The sequence below is a fragment of the Kluyvera genomosp. 3 genome (assembly GCF_011765685.1).
Taxonomy (GTDB): domain Bacteria; phylum Pseudomonadota; class Gammaproteobacteria; order Enterobacterales; family Enterobacteriaceae; genus Kluyvera; species Kluyvera georgiana_A.
Genome location: NZ_CP050321.1, coordinates 874,722 through 892,330 on the forward strand (window position 1 = coordinate 874,722; position 17,609 = coordinate 892,330).

Annotated in this window: 16 protein-coding genes and 1 other RNA gene; 11 read left to right on the forward strand and 6 right to left on the reverse strand. The window is 54.9% G+C overall.

Annotated features, from left to right (window positions below):
- Together GY169_RS04165 and GY169_RS04170 are read right to left on the reverse strand one after the other, a co-directional pair.
- Nucleotides 1-1,215, reverse strand: a complete 1,215-nt coding sequence (locus GY169_RS04165; RefSeq protein ID WP_167575051.1) for a CehA/McbA family metallohydrolase — start codon at nt 1,213-1,215, stop codon at nt 1-3.
- Nucleotides 1,215-2,852, reverse strand: a complete 1,638-nt coding sequence (locus tag GY169_RS04170; protein ID WP_167575052.1) for a PTS transporter subunit EIIC — start codon at nt 2,850-2,852, stop codon at nt 1,215-1,217. Before GY169_RS04170 ends, GY169_RS04165 begins: the two co-directional genes overlap by 1 nt.
- Before the next feature lie 556 nt (nt 2,853-3,408).
- On the opposite strand from GY169_RS04170, the gene epd reads away from it, so the two are divergent.
- The 6 genes from epd (at nt 3,409) to GY169_RS04200 (ending at nt 9,492) form a co-directional block, all read left to right on the forward strand.
- Nucleotides 3,409-4,437 (forward strand): erythrose-4-phosphate dehydrogenase, encoded by a 1,029-nt coding sequence (gene epd, locus GY169_RS04175; RefSeq protein WP_163446041.1) that lies wholly within the window; start codon nt 3,409-3,411, stop codon nt 4,435-4,437.
- Nucleotides 4,438-4,476: 39 nt separating this feature from the next.
- A complete protein-coding gene (gene pgk / locus GY169_RS04180) occupies nt 4,477-5,640 on the forward strand; it encodes a phosphoglycerate kinase (RefSeq protein WP_064542708.1) in 1,164 nt (387 codons plus the stop codon).
- Nucleotides 5,641-5,737: 97 nt separating this feature from the next.
- Complete coding sequence (gene fbaA, locus GY169_RS04185) at nt 5,738-6,817, forward strand: class II fructose-bisphosphate aldolase (RefSeq protein WP_163446042.1); 1,080 nt, start codon at nt 5,738-5,740, stop codon at nt 6,815-6,817.
- A gap of 188 nt (nt 6,818-7,005) precedes the next feature.
- Nucleotides 7,006-7,863 carry a small-conductance mechanosensitive channel MscS gene (gene mscS, locus GY169_RS04190; RefSeq protein ID WP_163446043.1) on the forward strand — a complete coding sequence of 286 codons (858 nt, stop codon included), beginning with the start codon at nt 7,006-7,008 and terminating at the stop codon, nt 7,861-7,863.
- Between the two features lie 154 nt (nt 7,864-8,017).
- Nucleotides 8,018-8,653, forward strand: a complete 636-nt coding sequence (gene argO, locus GY169_RS04195; RefSeq protein WP_163446044.1) for an arginine exporter ArgO — start codon at nt 8,018-8,020, stop codon at nt 8,651-8,653.
- A gap of 86 nt (nt 8,654-8,739) precedes the next feature.
- Nucleotides 8,740-9,492: an oxidative stress defense protein gene (locus tag GY169_RS04200; RefSeq protein WP_167575053.1), complete on the forward strand. Its 753-nt coding sequence runs from the start codon at nt 8,740-8,742 to the stop codon at nt 9,490-9,492.
- Nucleotides 9,493-9,532: 40 nt separating this feature from the next.
- Here GY169_RS04200 and argP read toward each other — a convergent pair whose 3' ends face one another.
- Entirely contained in the window at nt 9,533-10,426 is an 894-nt protein-coding gene (gene argP, locus GY169_RS04205) for a DNA-binding transcriptional regulator ArgP (protein ID WP_163446046.1), read from the reverse strand.
- A gap of 199 nt (nt 10,427-10,625) precedes the next feature.
- On the opposite strand from argP, the gene rpiA reads away from it, so the two are divergent.
- Both rpiA and serA read left to right on the forward strand, forming a co-directional pair.
- A complete protein-coding gene (rpiA, locus tag GY169_RS04210; RefSeq protein WP_167575054.1) occupies nt 10,626-11,285 on the forward strand; it encodes a ribose-5-phosphate isomerase RpiA in 660 nt (219 codons plus the stop codon).
- 264 nt (nt 11,286-11,549) lie between these two features.
- The gene (serA, locus tag GY169_RS04215; RefSeq protein ID WP_064542727.1) at nt 11,550-12,782 is read left to right on the forward strand and encodes a phosphoglycerate dehydrogenase; all 1,233 of its coding nucleotides are present in this window, start codon (nt 11,550-11,552) and stop codon (nt 12,780-12,782) included.
- 368 nt (nt 12,783-13,150) lie between these two features.
- Here the strand turns inward: serA and GY169_RS04220 are convergent, their stop codons facing one another.
- From GY169_RS04220 to zapA, 3 genes are all read right to left on the reverse strand, one after another.
- Nucleotides 13,151-13,747 (reverse strand): 5-formyltetrahydrofolate cyclo-ligase, encoded by a 597-nt coding sequence (locus GY169_RS04220; protein ID WP_163446048.1) that lies wholly within the window; start codon nt 13,745-13,747, stop codon nt 13,151-13,153.
- 19 nt (nt 13,748-13,766) lie between these two features.
- A non-coding RNA gene (gene ssrS, locus GY169_RS04225) (6S RNA) lies at nt 13,767-13,950 on the reverse strand.
- A 41-nt stretch (nt 13,951-13,991) separates the two neighbouring features.
- Nucleotides 13,992-14,321 carry a cell division protein ZapA gene (gene zapA, locus GY169_RS04230; protein WP_064542733.1) on the reverse strand — a complete coding sequence of 110 codons (330 nt, stop codon included), beginning with the start codon at nt 14,319-14,321 and terminating at the stop codon, nt 13,992-13,994.
- 158 nt (nt 14,322-14,479) lie between these two features.
- Here zapA and GY169_RS04235 point away from each other — a divergent pair, with 158 nt between their 5' ends.
- The 3 genes from GY169_RS04235 to ubiH are packed head-to-tail and all read left to right on the forward strand — an operon-like array spanning nt 14,480 to nt 17,602.
- Nucleotides 14,480-15,058, forward strand: coding sequence for a YecA family protein (locus GY169_RS04235; protein ID WP_163446049.1), 579 nt, complete (start codon nt 14,480-14,482; stop codon nt 15,056-15,058).
- 52 nt (nt 15,059-15,110) lie between these two features.
- Complete coding sequence (gene pepP, locus GY169_RS04240) at nt 15,111-16,427, forward strand: Xaa-Pro aminopeptidase (protein ID WP_167575055.1); 1,317 nt, start codon at nt 15,111-15,113, stop codon at nt 16,425-16,427.
- Nucleotides 16,424-17,602 (forward strand): 2-octaprenyl-6-methoxyphenyl hydroxylase, encoded by a 1,179-nt coding sequence (gene ubiH / locus GY169_RS04245; RefSeq protein ID WP_167575056.1) that lies wholly within the window; start codon nt 16,424-16,426, stop codon nt 17,600-17,602. The genes pepP and ubiH overlap by 4 nt, the downstream gene beginning before the upstream one ends.
- Nucleotides 17,603-17,609 lie beyond the last annotated feature (7 nt).

The window sequence follows — 17,609 nt, forward strand, 5'->3', positions numbered from 1 at the left end:
TCACTCCCTGAAAATGGGGTTGGTAATCAACTGGGCACTGTGGCCATCGTTTACCCGCAGGAAGGCAAAACGGCTGTCGGCCCAGCGTATGTCTTGTTTCACCACGCCGCCGCGGTGCGGCAATTCATAAACCTGATGCTGGGTATAGAGCAGAACCTGGTGATGAGTGGGGACATTGAGATCGAGATGCAGCGTCAAGCTGGCGCTGGCTTCGCCCGGCCCGGCCTCTCCGGCGGTAAACTGGCGCAGTTGGATATCATCGTGGCTCTGCATGTAGCTTTGACCGTTGGCTATCGCCCGTAGAATATCGTCGCGTTCGTGGCTACGGCTGCGGACGTTGAGCGTGGGGAGCGTAAATTGCTTTTCTTTGTGAAAGTCGCTGCCGGAGGTGACCGCAATGTTTTGCCCCTCGCGCAGTTTCTGGAGCCAGTACTGAAAGGTGGCTTCGTTGTGGGTTGTGGCCTCCCACGGGCCGTTCCATAGCTCCAGCCAGTCGTAGTTGATAAACGGCAGCAGCCACGGACAGTGTTGACAGAAGGGATGATTAATACCGATCCAGGCGCCGTTGCTGCGCGCCTCCGCTATCTTCAGCGTGATGTCCACTTCCGTCGCGCAGGGCAGAAAGCTGAATACCGGCTCGGCGACGCCTACAAAATTGACGTGCCCGAGTTGTGTGGTCAACTCCATGCCGGGAATCAGGCTCAGCGCTGTGTTGATGCCGTCGATTTCCCGGTTTTGCGTCACGGTATTGTGATCGGTAAAACAGAGGAAATCGTGGTTGTGCGTGCGGGCTCTGGCAATCAATTCGCTGATGCTCAGCTTGCCGTCACTGTGCTCGGAGTGCAGGTGGGTGTCTCCGCGCAGCCAGCGCTCTGTTTTGTGATAGCGAACGATCTCGACGTGAATATGGCATACGGTGGTGATTTTATGCAGCCCCAGCAGTACGTATCCTCTCCCGTGAGGCAGTGCGCCACGCCGATAGCCGGGCGTGGCGAAGGTTTCGCTGACGACGATCTGCCGACGCGCGCCGCCGCTCCAGCCGAGGAGTTCTTCACCTACTTTCAGGCCCAAATCCACCGCGTTGCCATCGGCAAAGCGGTAGCTGATTTCCAGGCGTTCAACATCAGGCGTCAGTTCGAACGGCAGCGTCAGGAGTCGTTTTTGTTCGTAGGGATGAGCCAGGTATTCGATGCGCTCCGTGGTCATGTTATCCATTACTCCTCCTCAAGCCATTCTTTGCAGTCGCCAGCAATCATCACCACCTCGGCGCCGTAGATGATTTGCCAGCCTTTTTCACCGACGCGCACCACGCCTTTTGCGCGCAGAGTCTTCTTCCATACGTCATCGCCTGCGACGCGAGCGGGATCGCGCACTTCAACGCGCAGGCGGGAAATACAGTTATCAAACTGCGCGATATTTTCCTTGCCGCCGAAGGCCGCAATAATTTGCATCGCAAATGCATCGGCCTGTGGTTGTTCTGAGACCGGGGTGGTTTTATTTTTAAAATCTTGCTTACTGAAAAGCTTAACGTCATCTTCTCCAGCGTCTTCCTCCTCTCGGCCTGGAGTCATCACGTTAAAGCGGATGATTAAATAGCGGAATAAAACGTAATAGATGATAAAAAACAGCGGGATTAACCATAGGTATCCCCATAGATTTAATTTCCCCGGCTGGAGTAATACAGGGAGAATATCTTTCAGGCAGCCGCCATAAATAGAAACGTTAGCCATTTCGGTTAAAACAAAGAGTAAACCGGTGAGCGGCACGTGAACCAGATAAAAAAGCCAGGGGGCGACGAACAGAAAGGTATATTCGATGGGCTCAGTTACGCCAAAAAGGATCATGGTTGCCACCACGGGCAGCAAGAGACCGGCGACGACCTTTTTATGCTGGGAACGGGAGCAGTGATACATCGCCAGCGCCGCGCCGGGCAGCGCGCCGAAGTGGGTCACGACGCGCCCCGACTGGAAACCGCGGACCAGCAGCTCCTGGGTTTCGTTGCACCCCAATTGCGCCATATAAATGTTGGTGGTTCCGCTGACCAGCTTGCCGCACACTTCCATCGAACCGCCGAGTTCGGTCAAACGAATGGGCGTCGTGATCAGGTGATGCAGACCAACCGGCAGCAGCGATTTGTCGGCGACCGCCCAGATAAAGGTGCCAAATAATCCGGAATCGCCGATAAGCTTACTGAACTGCGCCAGCATCCAGCCTATGGGGGGCCAGATAAGATAAAGCGCAGAGCCCATCAGCGCGCCGACGACCAGCGTCACAATAGGCACGGTACGAGTGCCGGCGAAAAATGACAGCACCATCGGCAGCTTAACGTTATACAGACGGTTGTGCAGCCAGGAGGTCGCGAGACCGACTGCCATGCCGCCGAAAACGCTCATCCGATAGGTGAACATCCCTAATTCGGTGGTATAAATGGAGGCTTCCTGTACCGCAGCAACGGGGTCAAGGTGGCGCTGGTTGATAAACCAGTTTGCCGTAGTGGTTTGTTCGTTCAGCCCGTGCAGCGTCAGTAGCGTGCTGAGGATGAAATGCATCGACATAAAGCACACGGCGCCGGAGAATGCCGCCCAGCCTTTCTCTTTTTTGGCCAGGCCGAAAGCCACGCCGATGGAGAAAAACAGCGGAAGGTTTCTGAATACCACATCGCCCGTTGCTTTCATTACGCTGAACGTAATAAAGAACAGCGACTCTTTATCAAATAGCACGCCAAGATGTAACGCCTCCAGCGTTTCTTTATTTGTAAACGCGCTGCCGAATCCCATAAACATTGAACCAATGGTTATAATGGATATCGGGACTAGCATCGCTTGCCCGATCATTTGCATTTGCTGCTTCATAAATCATCCTTGTGAATATTTTAATGGGTGACGCCAGTGAATTTTTCCTAATGCACGTCGTGATTCGCGTTAAAATATTTTGTTTCAATGAATATATTTTGCAGGTTTATATTTCCTGCTCGATATTGATTAATTAGAGCGTGTGCTTTTTTCAGGCATTTTTATAATGGCTGGTGAGTTTATCATTACGAAAAGAGGATTCTGTGACTCGCGCAGCGATAAGCTAATCTTTAGCTAATAATATTAGCGCCATGCTGGCCCGTTGTTGGCTTTGCCCGGCAATGGGGACCGCCAGTTAAGGCGGTGAGGAGTCGATGGAATTTCTTCGGCGATTATTCCTGTAAAAATGTGATGCGCGTCAGATTACTGGCGCGTTTGTCTGGACAAACATTCCTTTTATTCCACATTTCGCTTATTCTAGCTGAAGCGTTTCAGTCGATAGATTGTTCGACATTTAACCAATCAGTCACGGTTTGTGGCGGGTAAGGTTTCCCTGAACGAGCGGCTGCATTACTCTGTTTGCCACTTTGCTTCGGGATAACCTTGCAGGAGACCTATGAGCGTACGCGTAGCGATTAATGGCTTCGGTCGCATTGGCCGTAATGTGGTTCGTGCTTTGTATGAATCCGGACGCCGTGCGGAGATCACCGTGGTTGCCATTAACGAACTGGCTGATGCCGCCGGCATCGCCCATTTGTTGAAATATGACACCAGCCACGGGCGTTTTGCCTGGGATGTTCGCCAGGAGCGCGAGCAGCTGTTTGTCGGCGACGACGCCATCCGTCTTCTGCACGAACGGTCTATAGAAGCACTGCCCTGGCGTGAACTGTCGGTGGATGTGGTGCTCGACTGTACCGGCGTATATGGCAACCGTGAAGACGGCGAAGCGCATATCGCCGCTGGCGCGAAGAAGGTGCTCTTTTCACATCCTGGCAGCAACGATCTCGACGCCACCGTCGTCTATGGGGTCAATCAACACGAATTGCGTGCGGAACATCGTATTGTTTCCAACGCCTCCTGTACCACGAATTGCATAATTCCCGTCATTAAATTGTTGGATGATGCTTATGGCATTGAGTCCGGTACGGTTACCACCATTCACTCTGCGATGCATGACCAGCAGGTGATAGACGCCTATCATCCGGATTTACGCCGGACGCGCGCGGCAAGCCAGTCGATTATTCCGGTTGATACTAAACTTGCTGCGGGGATTGCCCGTATTTTCCCGCAGTTTGGTGACCGTTTTGAGGCGATTGCGGTGCGTGTGCCGACCATCAACGTGACGGCAATTGACCTGAGCGTGACGGTGAAAAAACCTGTAAAAGCGAATGAAGTCAACCAGTTGCTGCAAAAAGCAGCACAGGGTGCATTTCATGGTATAGTTGACTATACGGAATTACCGTTGGTCTCCACTGATTTTAACCACGATCCGCACAGTGCCATTGTCGATGGCACGCAGACGCGGGTCAGCGGTGCTCACCTGATCAAAACGCTGGTCTGGTGTGATAACGAATGGGGCTTTGCTAACCGAATGCTCGACACCACGTTAGCAATGGCCGCTATTGGTTTCAGGCTCGACGCTTGAGCGTCGACAAAACTTTAAGTATCAACGAGAGGATTCACCATGTCTGTAATTAAGATGACCGATCTGGATCTGGCTGGTAAACGCGTTTTCATCCGTGCGGATCTGAACGTACCGGTTAAAGAAGGGAAAGTAACCAGCGACGCGCGTATCCGTGCTTCTCTGCCGACCATTGAGCTGGCGCTGAAACAGGGTGCGAAAGTGATGGTGACTTCTCACCTGGGTCGTCCGACCGAAGGCGAGTACAACGAAGAATTCTCTCTGCTGCCGGTTGTTAATTACCTGAAAGACAAACTGTCTGCTCCGGTTCGTCTGGTTAAAGATTACCTGGACGGCGTTGAAGTTGCTGCCGGTGAGCTGGTTGTTCTGGAAAACGTTCGCTTCAACAAAGGCGAGAAGAAAGACGACGAAGCGCTGTCCAAAAAATACGCTGCACTGTGCGACGTATTCGTGATGGACGCCTTCGGTACTGCACACCGTGCACAGGCTTCTACTCACGGTATCGGCAAGTTTGCTGACGTTGCGTGCGCAGGCCCGCTGCTGGCGGCTGAACTGGACGCACTGGGTAAAGCGCTGAAAGAGCCGGCTCGCCCGATGGTTGCTATCGTTGGTGGTTCTAAAGTTTCTACCAAACTGACCGTTCTGGACTCGCTGTCTAAAATCGCTGACCAGCTGATCGTTGGCGGTGGTATCGCGAACACCTTCGTTGCCGCTCAAGGCCACAACGTGGGTAAATCCCTGTACGAAGCTGACCTGGTTGACGAAGCTAAGCGTCTGCTGACCACCTGTGATATCCCGGTTCCGACCGACGTTCGCGTAGCGACCGAGTTCTCTGAAACCGCAACCGCGACCCTGAAATCTGTAAACGACATCAAAGATGACGAGCAGATTCTGGATCTGGGCGACGCTTCCGCAGAGAAACTGGCTGAAATCCTGAAAAACGCCAAAACCATCCTGTGGAACGGCCCGGTCGGCGTGTTCGAATTCCCGAACTTCCGTAAAGGCACTGAAATCGTTGCTAACGCGATCGCAGACAGCGAAGCATTCTCTATCGCAGGCGGCGGCGACACTCTGGCAGCAATCGACCTGTTCGGTATTGCTGACAAAATCTCCTACATCTCCACTGGCGGCGGCGCATTCCTCGAATTCGTGGAAGGCAAAGTACTGCCGGCAGTAGCTATGCTCGAAGAGCGCGCTAAGAAGTAATTCAGTTCAGGCGGGGAAACCCGCCTGTTTTTCAGCGCGCGTAACAGCTCGCGAACCTTCTTCAACGGCCGAAGATACAGATACAGGACTACGTAACATGTCTAAAATTTTTGATTTCGTAAAACCGGGCGTCATCACTGGCGACGACGTTCAGAAAGTGTTCCAGGTAGCAAAAGAAAACAACTTTGCTCTGCCGGCAGTTAACTGCGTGGGCACCGACTCCATCAACGCCGTACTGGAAACCGCTGCAAAAGTTAAAGCGCCGGTTATCGTACAGTTCTCCAACGGCGGCGCTGCGTTCATCGCAGGTAAAGGCGTGAAAACCGACGTTCCTCAGGGTGCTGCAATCCTGGGCGCTATCTCCGGTGCGCATCACGTTCACCAGATGGCTGAGCACTACGGTGTTCCGGTTATCCTGCACACTGACCACTGCGCGAAGAAACTGCTGCCGTGGATCGACGGTCTGCTGGACGCTGGCGAAAAACACTTCGCTGCAACCGGTAAGCCGCTGTTCTCTTCCCACATGATCGATCTGTCCGAAGAGTCTCTGCACGAGAACATCGAAATCTGCTCCAAATACCTGGCGCGTATGTCCAAAATGGGCATGACCCTGGAAATCGAACTGGGTTGCACCGGTGGTGAAGAAGACGGCGTGGACAACAGCCACATGGACGCTTCTGCCCTGTACACCCAGCCGGAAGACGTTGATTACGCGTACACCGAGCTGAGCAAAATCAGCCCGCGTTTCACCATCGCCGCTTCCTTCGGTAACGTACACGGCGTTTACAAGCCGGGTAACGTGGTTCTGACCCCGACCATCCTGCGTGATTCTCAGGAATACGTGTCCAAGAAACACAACCTGCCGCACAACAGCCTGAACTTCGTCTTCCACGGCGGTTCCGGTTCTACTGCCCAGGAAATCAAAGATTCCGTAAGCTACGGCGTAGTGAAAATGAACATCGATACCGACACCCAGTGGGCAACCTGGGAAGGTATCCTGAACTACTACAAAGAGAACGAAGCTTACCTGCAGGGCCAGCTGGGCAACCCGAAAGGCGAAGACCAGCCGAACAAGAAATACTACGATCCGCGCGTATGGCTGCGTGCCGGCCAGACTTCCATGATCGCTCGTCTGGAGCAGGCTTTCACTGAACTGAACGCGAAAGACGTTCTGTAAGAAAAGCCTTATTTTTGCCGAAAGCCCGCCGTATGGCGGGCTTTTTTATTGCCTTTTCAATACGATGGATGGGCATTAAAACGTGATCAACTTGGCAAAAATCTCATTTTTTGTTTACCCTTTATACCTGCCTGCACTTTTGCAGGCCGTTTTTAGTTTCCCATCCGGGTATCCATAAGGAATATTGAATGGAAGATTTAAACGTTGTCGATAGCATAAACGACGCCGGTTCATGGCTGGTGCGCAACCAGGAATTACTGCTGAGCTATGCGGTCAATATCGTTGCGGCAATCGCGATAATCATTGTGGGGATGATCGCCGCGCGCGTTATCTCCAACACCGTCAACCGCCTGATGCTGGCGCGTAAAATTGACGCCACCGTCGCCGATTTTCTCTCCGCGCTGGTGCGCTATGCGGTGATTGCCTTCACGCTGATTGCCGCGCTTGGGCGCGTGGGCGTGCAGACCGCTTCGGTCATCGCCGTACTCGGTGCCGCCGGTTTGGCCGTGGGTCTGGCGCTGCAAGGTTCGCTGTCCAACCTGGCGGCGGGCGTGCTGCTGGTGATGTTCCGCCCGTTCCGCGCGGGCGAGTATGTCGATCTGGGCGGCGTGGCCGGTACCGTGCTGAATGTGCAGATTTTCTCCACCACCATGCGTACCGTCGACGGTAAAATTGTGGTGATCCCGAACGGCAAAATTATCGCCGGCAATATTATTAACTTCTCGCGTGAGCCTGCGCGCCGTAATGAATTTATTATCGGCGTCTCTTACGATGCGGATATCGATAAGGTTAAGCAGATTCTGACGACGATTCTGGAGTCGGATAAGCGCGTGCTGAAAGATCGCGAAATCACCGTGCGTCTGAATGAGCTGGCGCCGTCATCGGTTAACTTTGTCGTACGCGCGTGGAGCCTCAGCGGCGATCTGCAAAATGTCTACTGGGACGTGCTTGAGCGCATCAAACGCGAGTTTGACGCCAACGGCATCAGTTTTCCTTACCCGCAGCTCGATGTGAATATGAAGCCGGGAACCCCTTCCGCAGAGTAACGTCTTGCTGTTCAAAAATGCCGGACTGATGTTCGGCATTTTTATGCGTAACGACATTAGAAATATTTATATCCTATTAAAATTATCAATTTCCTCTAATAATTTTATCGCGTTATAGTCAGCGCCATTCCTGAACAACATAAAGAAAACTATCGTGATATCTTATTATTTTCAAGGTCTTGTACTTGGCGCGGCCATGATACTTCCGCTCGGGCCACAGAATGCGTTCGTGATGAATCAGGGCATTCGTCGCCAGTACCATCTGATGATTGCGCTTCTCTGCGCGGTGAGCGATCTGCTGCTTATCTGCGCAGGTGTCTTCGGCGGCAGCGCGCTGTTGATGTCTTCGCCGTGGCTGCTGGCCCTGGTCACCTGGGGCGGCGTGGCGTTTCTGCTGTGGTATGGCTTCGGGGCGCTGAAAACCGCGATGGGGAGCAATATTGAACTGGCGACCGCCGAGGTGATGAAGCAGGGGCGCTGGAAAATTATCGCCACGATGCTGGCGGTCACGTGGCTCAACCCGCACGTTTATCTCGACACCTTTGTGGTGCTGGGCAGCTTAGGCGGCCAGTTGGATGCGGTGCCGAAGCGCTGGTTTGCGCTGGGGACCATCAGCGCCTCATTCCTCTGGTTCTTCGCGCTTGCGCTGCTGGCGGCCTGGCTGGCGCCGCGTTTGCGCACGGCGAAAGCGCAGCGCATTATTAACCTCGTGGTAGGCATCGTAATGTGGTTTATCGCTTTTCAGCTGGCGAAAGAAGGCGTTGGGCATCTGCACGCGCTTCTTAACTAGGCCTCATCTGATGGACTTTCTCCTGGCAGCGGCTAAGCTTGCAGGCAAGACCCCCGTTGTCGGGTGATAACCAAGGAGATACAACAGTGAAGTTTAAAGTGATGGCTTTGGCCGCAGCAATCGGGTTTAGCGCAATGTCCGTACAGGCAAACGAGTTGCCTGATGGCCCGCATATTGTGACGTCGGGGACGGCGAGCGTAGCGGCGGTGCCGGATATCGCGACGCTGGCCATCGAAGTGAATATTGCCGCGAAAGATGCGGCGAGCGCCAAGAAACAGGCCGACCAGCGCGTTGCGCAATATCTCTCTTTCCTTGAGCAAAACGGCGTGGCGAAAAACGATATCAGCTCCGCCAACCTGCGTACCCAGCCAGACTATGATTATCAGAATGGTAAAAGCGTGTTGAAGGGGTACCGTGCGGTGCGTACGGTCGAAGTCACGCTGCGCCAATTGGATAAGCTGAACTCGCTGCTGGATGGCGCGTTAAAAGCTGGGTTAAACGAGATTCGTTCTGTATCGCTGGGTGTAGCGAAACCGGATGCTTACAAAGACAAAGCGCGTAAAGCGGCAATTGATGATGCTATTCATCAGGCGCAATCTCTCGCTGCAGGCTTCCACAGCAAACTGGGGCCGGTTTACAGCGTGCGTTACCACGTCTCTAACTACCAGCCAAGCCCGATGGTTCGCATGATGAAGGCCGATGCCGCGCCGGTTTCCGCCCAGGAAACTTACGAGCAGCCGACTATTCAGTTTGATGACCAGGTGGATGTCGTCTTCCAGTTGCAGCCAGAACAGGCTGCGGCACCAGCAGCCGCTCCGGCACCAGCCGCTGCGAAGTAATCCTGCCAACCCCTCGCGACGCGAGGGGTTTTTCTTTGCTTTAGTCCTGACGCAACACTTTATGCCCATAAGCCAACAGCGCATCGGTGACTTTGCGCATCATACGGCTTTCCGGCGCAAAGCGGTGCCAGTACAGCATCCGGCGCTGGAACAGTCCTGGCGTAAGGTCGATAAGCTCACCGTTGGCTAACTCTTTCTCAATTTGCAGATGTGGAATCATGCAGCAGGTGGTGCCTTGACGCGCCAACTGTACGAAGGCTTCCGATGAGTTAACGATATGGCACGGCACGCTGCCCGGCGGCAGGTCAAAGTTTTGCTGTAAAAACGCCTGATGCATATCGTCCAGATGGTCAAAGGCCACGGCGGGCGCTTTCAGCAGCGCAGAGCGAGTTACGCCGTTCGGGAAGTAGCGCTCGGCGAACGCTTTGGAGCCGACAAACAGATAGTCCAGCGCACCGAGCTGATCGACCAGGCAGCTTGGCAGCGCCTGCGGCTGAATACTCACCGCGCCAACCACTTCACCGCGACGCAGGCGCTCCTGGGTACGGGTTTCGTCCTCAACCTGAAGGTTCAGGCGAATAGGGGAGTTTGCCAGCACGTCTGCGAGGGCCGGCAGCAGCCAGGTTGCCAGACTGTCGGCGTTGACCGCCAGCGACAGCAGCAGCGGCGTGGAGCCGGTTTGCTCGTCGCCCAACCACTCTTCTTCCAGCAGCTCAACCTGACGCAACAACGCCAGCAGCTTTTGTCCTTGTTCTGTTGGGCGTGGTGGGACGGTGCGAACCAGCAGCGGCTGCCCGAACATATTCTCAAGCTGCTTAATGCGCTGAGAAACGGCGGACTGAGTGATGCACAGTTTCTGCGCGGCGCGCTCAAACCCACGTTCCCTGATAACGGCATCCAGCGCCTGTAGTGTTCTGTAGTCCGGACGTTTCATTGCTCTGAAATACTCCCCTGTAGGTGTTATCAAGCACTATGACATAAATTTACCCTGGATACAGACGAAATTAATTTGCCATTTACTGTGAAGTTCTTCACGAGTTACATCTTTTATTCGTCTGGCCCATGGGTCGAATTATGCCGGGGTTCTGTTCTATAATGCGCGGCAGTTGATGACACCACAGGCGATAACGATCATGACGCAGGATGAACTGAAAAAAGCAGTAGGCTGGGCGGCCCTTCAATACGTACAGCCGGGTACGATTGTCGGCGTAGGCACGGGCTCTACCGCGGCGCACTTTATTGATGCGCTGGGCACGATGAAAGGACAAATCGAGGGCGCGGTCTCAAGCTCTGATGCCTCAACCGAGAAGCTGAAAAGCCTCGGCATCACCGTTTTCGACCTGAACGAAGTTGACCGTCTGGGCATTTACGTGGACGGTGCGGATGAAATTAACGGTCACATGCAGATGATTAAAGGCGGCGGCGCGGCGCTGACGCGTGAGAAAATCATCGCCTCGGTGGCCGATAAGTTTATCTGCATCGCCGATGCTTCCAAGCAGGTGGATATCCTGGGCCAATTCCCGCTGCCGGTAGAAGTGATCCCGATGGCGCGCAGCGCCGTGGCGCGCGAGCTGGTGAAGCTTGGCGGTCGTCCAGAATATCGTCAGGGCGTGGTGACCGATAACGGCAACGTGATCCTCGACGTGCATGGCCTGGTGATTCTCGATGCCATCGCGCTGGAAAATGCGATCAACGGCATCCCTGGCGTTGTGACCGTGGGCCTGTTCGCCAACCGCGGCGCCGACGTCGCGTTGATTGGTACCGCCGACGGCGTGAAAACCATTACTAAATGATCTGACTCAGGGGAATGACAAATTCCCCTGTTTTTTTTATTGAGGCTGAATTTGGTGACTTGTGTCACATTTCAATCTTCCGCCTGATTAACATCCCACATTTATCTTCCTGTTTAGCATTTTATGCTGGCATTTCCCTCTGCGTGAGGCTTCCTCATGTTGCCGACGCAAACGTTCATATTGCCGCAATAATTTTTTTTGATATGTTGCTTAGGTGAACTTTCGTTCACCACAACATCAGTAAAACAAAGACGGGACGGGGAAATGGCTAAGGTATCACTGGAAAAAGACAAAATTAAATTTCTGCTGGTTGAAGGCGTGCACCAGAAGGCGCTGGATAGCCTTCGCGCAGCAGGTTACACCAATATCGAATTTCACAAGGGTGCGCTGGATAGCGAACAGCTGAAAGAGTCTGCCCGTGATGCCCACTTCATCGGCCTGCGTTCCCGTACTCAACTGACGGAAGAGATCTTCGCTGTTGCTGAGAAACTGGTTGCCGTAGGCTGCTTCTGCATCGGCACCAACCAGGTGGATCTGAAAGCCGCGGCTAAACGCGGCGTACCGGTGTTCAACGCGCCGTTCTCCAATACGCGTTCCGTTGCTGAGCTGGTGATTGGCGAACTGCTGCTGCTGCTGCGCGGCATTCCGGAAGCCAACGCCAAAGCACACCGCGGCGTGTGGAACAAACTGGCCGCGGGCTCCTATGAAGCGCGTGGTAAAAAATTGGGCATTATCGGTTACGGCCACATCGGTACCCAGCTCGGCATTCTGGCGGAATCGCTGGGGATGCATGTCTACTTCTATGATATTGAAAGCAAATTGCCACTAGGTAACGCGACTCAGGTGCAGCATCTATCCGACCTGTTGAACATGAGCGATGTGGTGAGTCTGCACGTACCGGAGAACGCCTCCACCAAAAATATGATGGGCGCGGAAGAGCTGGCGCTGATGAAGCCTGGTTCGCTGTTGATTAACGCCGCGCGTGGTACGGTGGTGGACATTCCGGCGCTGTGCGACGCGCTGGCGCGTAAGCATCTGGCGGGGGCTGCCATCGACGTCTTCCCAACCGAGCCGGCGACCAACAGCGACCCGTTCACCTCGCCGCTGTGCGAATTCGACAACGTGATCCTGACGCCGCACATCGGCGGTTCAACTCAGGAAGCGCAGGAGAATATCGGCCTGGAAGTAGCGGGTAAACTGATTAAGTACTCTGACAACGGCTCTACGCTGTCTGCCGTGAACTTCCCGGAAGTATCGCTGCCGCTGCACGGCGGTCGTCGTCTGCTGCATATCCACGAAAACCGTCCTGGCGTGCTGACCGCGCTGAACCAGATTTTCGCTGAGCAGGGCGTTAACATCGCCGCGCAGTATCTGCAAACTACGCCGCAGATGGGCTACGTGGTTATAGATATTGAAGCCGAAGAGGATGTGGCGCAGAAAGCGCTGCAGAGCATGAAGGCGATTCCTGGCACCGTTCGCGCCCGCCTGCTGTACTGATTTTCCCGCACTGATGAAACGGGCAGGCCATAGGTCTGCCCGTTTTTTTTCGCTTTTATGCAACGCGTACATTCACTTTACGTGCCTCGCCGCAAACGGTGATTAAAGGCATTGCCGCGCATTGTGTCTTAGCCAAAGGGATTTACGATGGGGGCTCAGCAGGGGGCTGAAACGGCAAAGCCCCTACCGAAGCAGGGGCCCTGAAAGGAAAGGGACAATGATGAGACTCTTCATCATACTGCTGATTCTGTTAATCATCGCTCTGCCAGCATATTAACAGTATGAACGCAGGAGAGAGGTTCGCCTCCCTCACCCTTTACCGAGGAATGTAGGTCAAAAAAACGACGCTGTCAATTGCCTGAAAGGGCCTACCACTGCCAGACTTTTGACGGTGTGATCACCGCGGGAAGAGGGATATCCCACTGCTCGACCGGCAGCGTGTCAACCTGCTGGCAATCGTGGGCGTAGCCGACGGGCTGGATGCCGTGCTGCTGCCAGTTTTGCAGTGTACGGTCATAAAAACCGCCGCCCATGCCTAACCGCTGCCCTTGTTCATCAAAGGCGACCAGCGGCGTTATCAGCACGTCGAGATTAGCGAGCGGCAGAACGTCACGCACATCAAGCCTCGGCTCGTGGATTTTCAAGCGGTTAACGACCAGCTCACTGTGCGGGTGGTAGTGCAGAAACAGCAGGTTGCCAGGGCTGAACGGATGAAGCACCGGCAGGTATACGCGTTTGCCCGCGCGCCAGAGCTGTTCAATTAAAGGCTGGGTATCGAGCTCGCCGTCAAAAGACAAAAACAGCGCAACGGTTTTTGCCATCACCACCGGAGGCCAGGCCATCATGCGATCTGCGGCTTGTTCGCCGTAGAGAATTTGCTGCTGGAGTGTGAGCGCACGACGACGTTGCCGGATAATCTGGCGAATGTTTTGTCGGGAGTTTTGTTGCTCAGATGAGTGCGTCATAAGACCGGGTAGGTAGAAGGGAATCTCCGAGATGCCGCCGCAGGCTGTAACCCTTGAACCCTTGGTTCAAGGTGAATGCGTCGTCACAGTTTTAAGGCTTCTCGGACGGACCGAGCATGCTCACCAACCATGGAGCGCCACATTCTTGTGGTATGAAATATCGGCTCAGGGGACTGGCCCGCTTGCGAACATCTCAGAGAAATTTTTTCTTCACAGTCACTCTACCATAGTAAACTGCAAAGTGTTATTCAAAGTTTGGTGCTGATTTATCGGATATGCGACCCTGGTCAAGCAATGCCTGTTCAATGGTCTGTTGTAACATCCGAATGCGCTGTTCCATGCTTGAAGCATAGTCACGCGTTTTCGCCCTTTCCTGAGTTAACTCGTAGCTGATGTTCAACGCGGCGATGAAAACCAGCTGCTCAGTATTTGTGACTCTAGTGCGTTCTTTCAGATCTTGCAACCGCTGATTCAGATCGTCCGCGGCCTGATTCAAAGCATCTCTTTGTTCAGGCGGGCAATTCACTCGCAGTGAACGGCCAAAAATTTGGATATCGACGGGTTGTGCAGACATGCCACCTTCCTGCTGATTGACTGCGCGTCCTTCACTCTCAGGATGTGAAGGGGCGACACTATAGCTACCCTGGTATGAACTTACAAGCCCTTTTCTGGTATCTCCAGGGTCCAAAGTGGTAGCATACCATGAATTCCACCCAACAATGACGAATGCGCATGTCTATACAGAACGAAATGCCTGGTTACACCCTGCTGAACCAGCTGTTAAACCAACAAGGGGTAGGCCTGACGCCTGCGGAAATGCACGGCCTGCTCAGCGGTCTGCTTTGCGGCGGAAACAACGACAGCTCATGGCAGCCGCTGGTTCACGACCTGACTAACGAAGGTCTGGCGTTTGGCCACGAGCTTGCTGAATCACTGCGCTCCATGCATTCGGCCACCAGCGACGCACTGGAAGATGACGGCTTCCTTTTTCAGCTTTATCTGCCTGAAGGCGACGACGTCAGCGTGTTTGACCGCGCCGATGCGCTCTCCGGCTGGGTGAATCACTTCCTGCTTGGCTTGGGTATGGTTCAGCCGAAGCTGGATAAAGTGAAGGGAGAAGCGGGCGAAGCCATTGACGATCTTCGAAATATTGCGCAACTTGGCTATGAAGAAGATGAAGATCAGGAAGAGCTGGAGATGTCGCTGGAAGAAATTATCGAATACGTTCGCGTAGCGGCGCTGCTGTGCCACGATACTTTCACCCACCCGCAGCCGACGGCACCGGAAGTCCGGAAACCAACCTTACACTAAACATAATACCTGCTCTGCTCGTCGCAGCGCGAAGGGATTGAAAGGAGATGTCATGACACAGCAAGCGTTTCTCCGCCGCCGCCAGGCACTGCTGGCGCAAATGAAGCCAGGCAGCGCGGCGTTGATTTTTGCCGCGCCAGAGGTGACGCGCAGCGCGGATTCTGAGTATCCCTATCGCCAGAATAGCGATTTCTGGTACTTCACCGGCTTTAACGAGCCGGAAGCCTTGCTGGTGCTGATTAAAAGCGATGACACCCACAATCACAGCGTGCTGTTCAACCGCGTTCGCGACCTGACGGCGGAAATCTGGTTTGGCCGCCGCTTAGGGCAGGACGCGGCGCCGGAAAAACTGGGCGTTGACCGCGCGCTGGCATTCAGTGAAATCAACCAGCAGTTGTTCCAGTTGCTGAACGGCCTTGACGTGATTTATCACGCGCAGGGGGAATATGCCTGGGCTGATGAGATTGTCTTCACCGCGCTGGATAAACTGCGCAAAGGTTCGCGCCAGAATCTGACCGCGCCGGACGCGATGATCGACTGGCGTCCGATGGTGCACGAAATGCGCCTGTTCAAGGACAGCGAAGAGATTGATATCCTGCGCCGCGCCGGTGAAATCAGCGCGCTGGCGCATACTCGCGCCATGGAAAAATGCCGTCCTGGGATGTTTGAATATCAGCTGGAAGGCGAGATTCTGCACGAATTTACTCGCCACGGCGCGCGCTACCCGTCTTACAACACCATCGTCGGCGGCGGTGAAAACGGCTGCATTCTGCACTACACCGAAAATGAATCGGAACTGCGCGATGGCGAGCTGGTGCTGATTGACGCGGGCTGCGAATACAAAGGCTACGCCGGTGACATCACCCGTACCTTCCCGGTAAATGGCAAATTCACCCCGGCGCAGCGCGCTATTTACGACATCGTGCTGGCGTCGCTGTACAAGGCGCTCGAGCTGTACCGTCCGGGCACTTCCATTCAGGAAGTTACCGGCGAAGTGGTGCGTATCATGGTGACCGGGCTGCACGGTCTGGGGATCCTCAAAGGCGAGATTGATCAGTTGATCGCCGATAACGCGCACCGCCCGTACTTTATGCATGGCCTGAGCCACTGGCTGGGGCTGGACGTTCACGATGTGGGCGTATACGGCGCTGACCGCTCTCGCGTACTGGAGCCAGGCATGGTGCTGACCGTTGAACCGGGCTTGTATATTGCGCCGGACGCGGACGTACCGGCGGAGTACCGCGGCATCGGTGTTCGTATTGAAGACGACATCCTGATTACCGAAGACGGTAATGAAAACCTGACGGCGAGCGTCGTGAAGAATGCGGACGACATTGAGGCGCTGATGGCGGCGGCACGCCAGCTATGAGCCTGATTATTGTCGGCGGCGGGATGACCGGCGCCACGCTGGCGCTGGCGGTATCGCAGCTGACGGCGGGTCGTCTGCCGGTGCATCTGGTTGAAGCAGCGGATATCGACGCCGCACAGCATCCGGGCTTTGATGCCAGGGCGATCGCGCTGGCTGCGGGCACCTGCCAACAGCTGACGAAGATTAACCTGTGGCAGGCCATTGCCGACTGCGCCACGCCGATAACCACCGTTCACGTGAGCGATCGCGGCCACGCCGGGTTTGTTACGCTGGAGGCGCAGGACTATCGTCTGGCGGCGCTGGGCAACGTGGTTGAACTCCACGACGTTGGTCAGCGATTGTTCGGCCTGCTGCGCCGCGCTCCCGGTGTGACGCTACACTGCCCATCGCGCGTTGCGCAGGTTGAGCGGCAGACTGACGGCGTCAGCGTCACGTTGGATAACGGCGAAACGCTGCACGGCAAGCTGCTGGTGGCGGCCGATGGCTCGCGATCAACGCTAGGTGAACGGTGCGGAATTCACTGGCAGCAGGAGCCGTATAACCAGCTGGCGGTGATTGCGAACGTCACTACCGCTATCCCGCATCAGGGGCGCGCGTTTGAACGCTTTACCGAACATGGCCCGCTGGCGATGCTGCCGATGTCGCAGAACCGCTGTTCACTGGTGTGGTGCCATCCGCGGGAACGCCATGATGAAGTGCTCGGCTGGTCCGATTCACGTTTCTGTGACGAATTACAACGTGCGTTCGGCTGGCGTTTAGGTCGTATCACTCAGGCCGGTGCGCGAAACGTATACCCTCTCTCCCTGACCACCGCGACACGTACGGTTTCGCACCGTCTGGCGCTGGTAGGTAATGCCGCGCAAACGCTGCATCCTATCGCCGGACAGGGGTTTAACCTTGGCTTGCGCGATGTGATGACGCTGGCAGAAAACCTGGCGCAGGCGCATGCCGCGCGTCAGGATATCGGCGACTATGCGTTGCTCTGCCAGTACCAGCGTCAGCGGGCGGAGGATAAAGCCGCCACCATCGGCGTTACCGATGGGCTGGTGCATCTGTTTGCTAACCGTTGGGCCCCGCTGGTTGTCGGGCGCAACGTGGGGCTGATGGCGATGGAATTATTTACCCCTGCCCGTGATGTGCTGGCGCAGCGGACGCTGGGCTGGGTTGCCCGTTAAGAGCTGT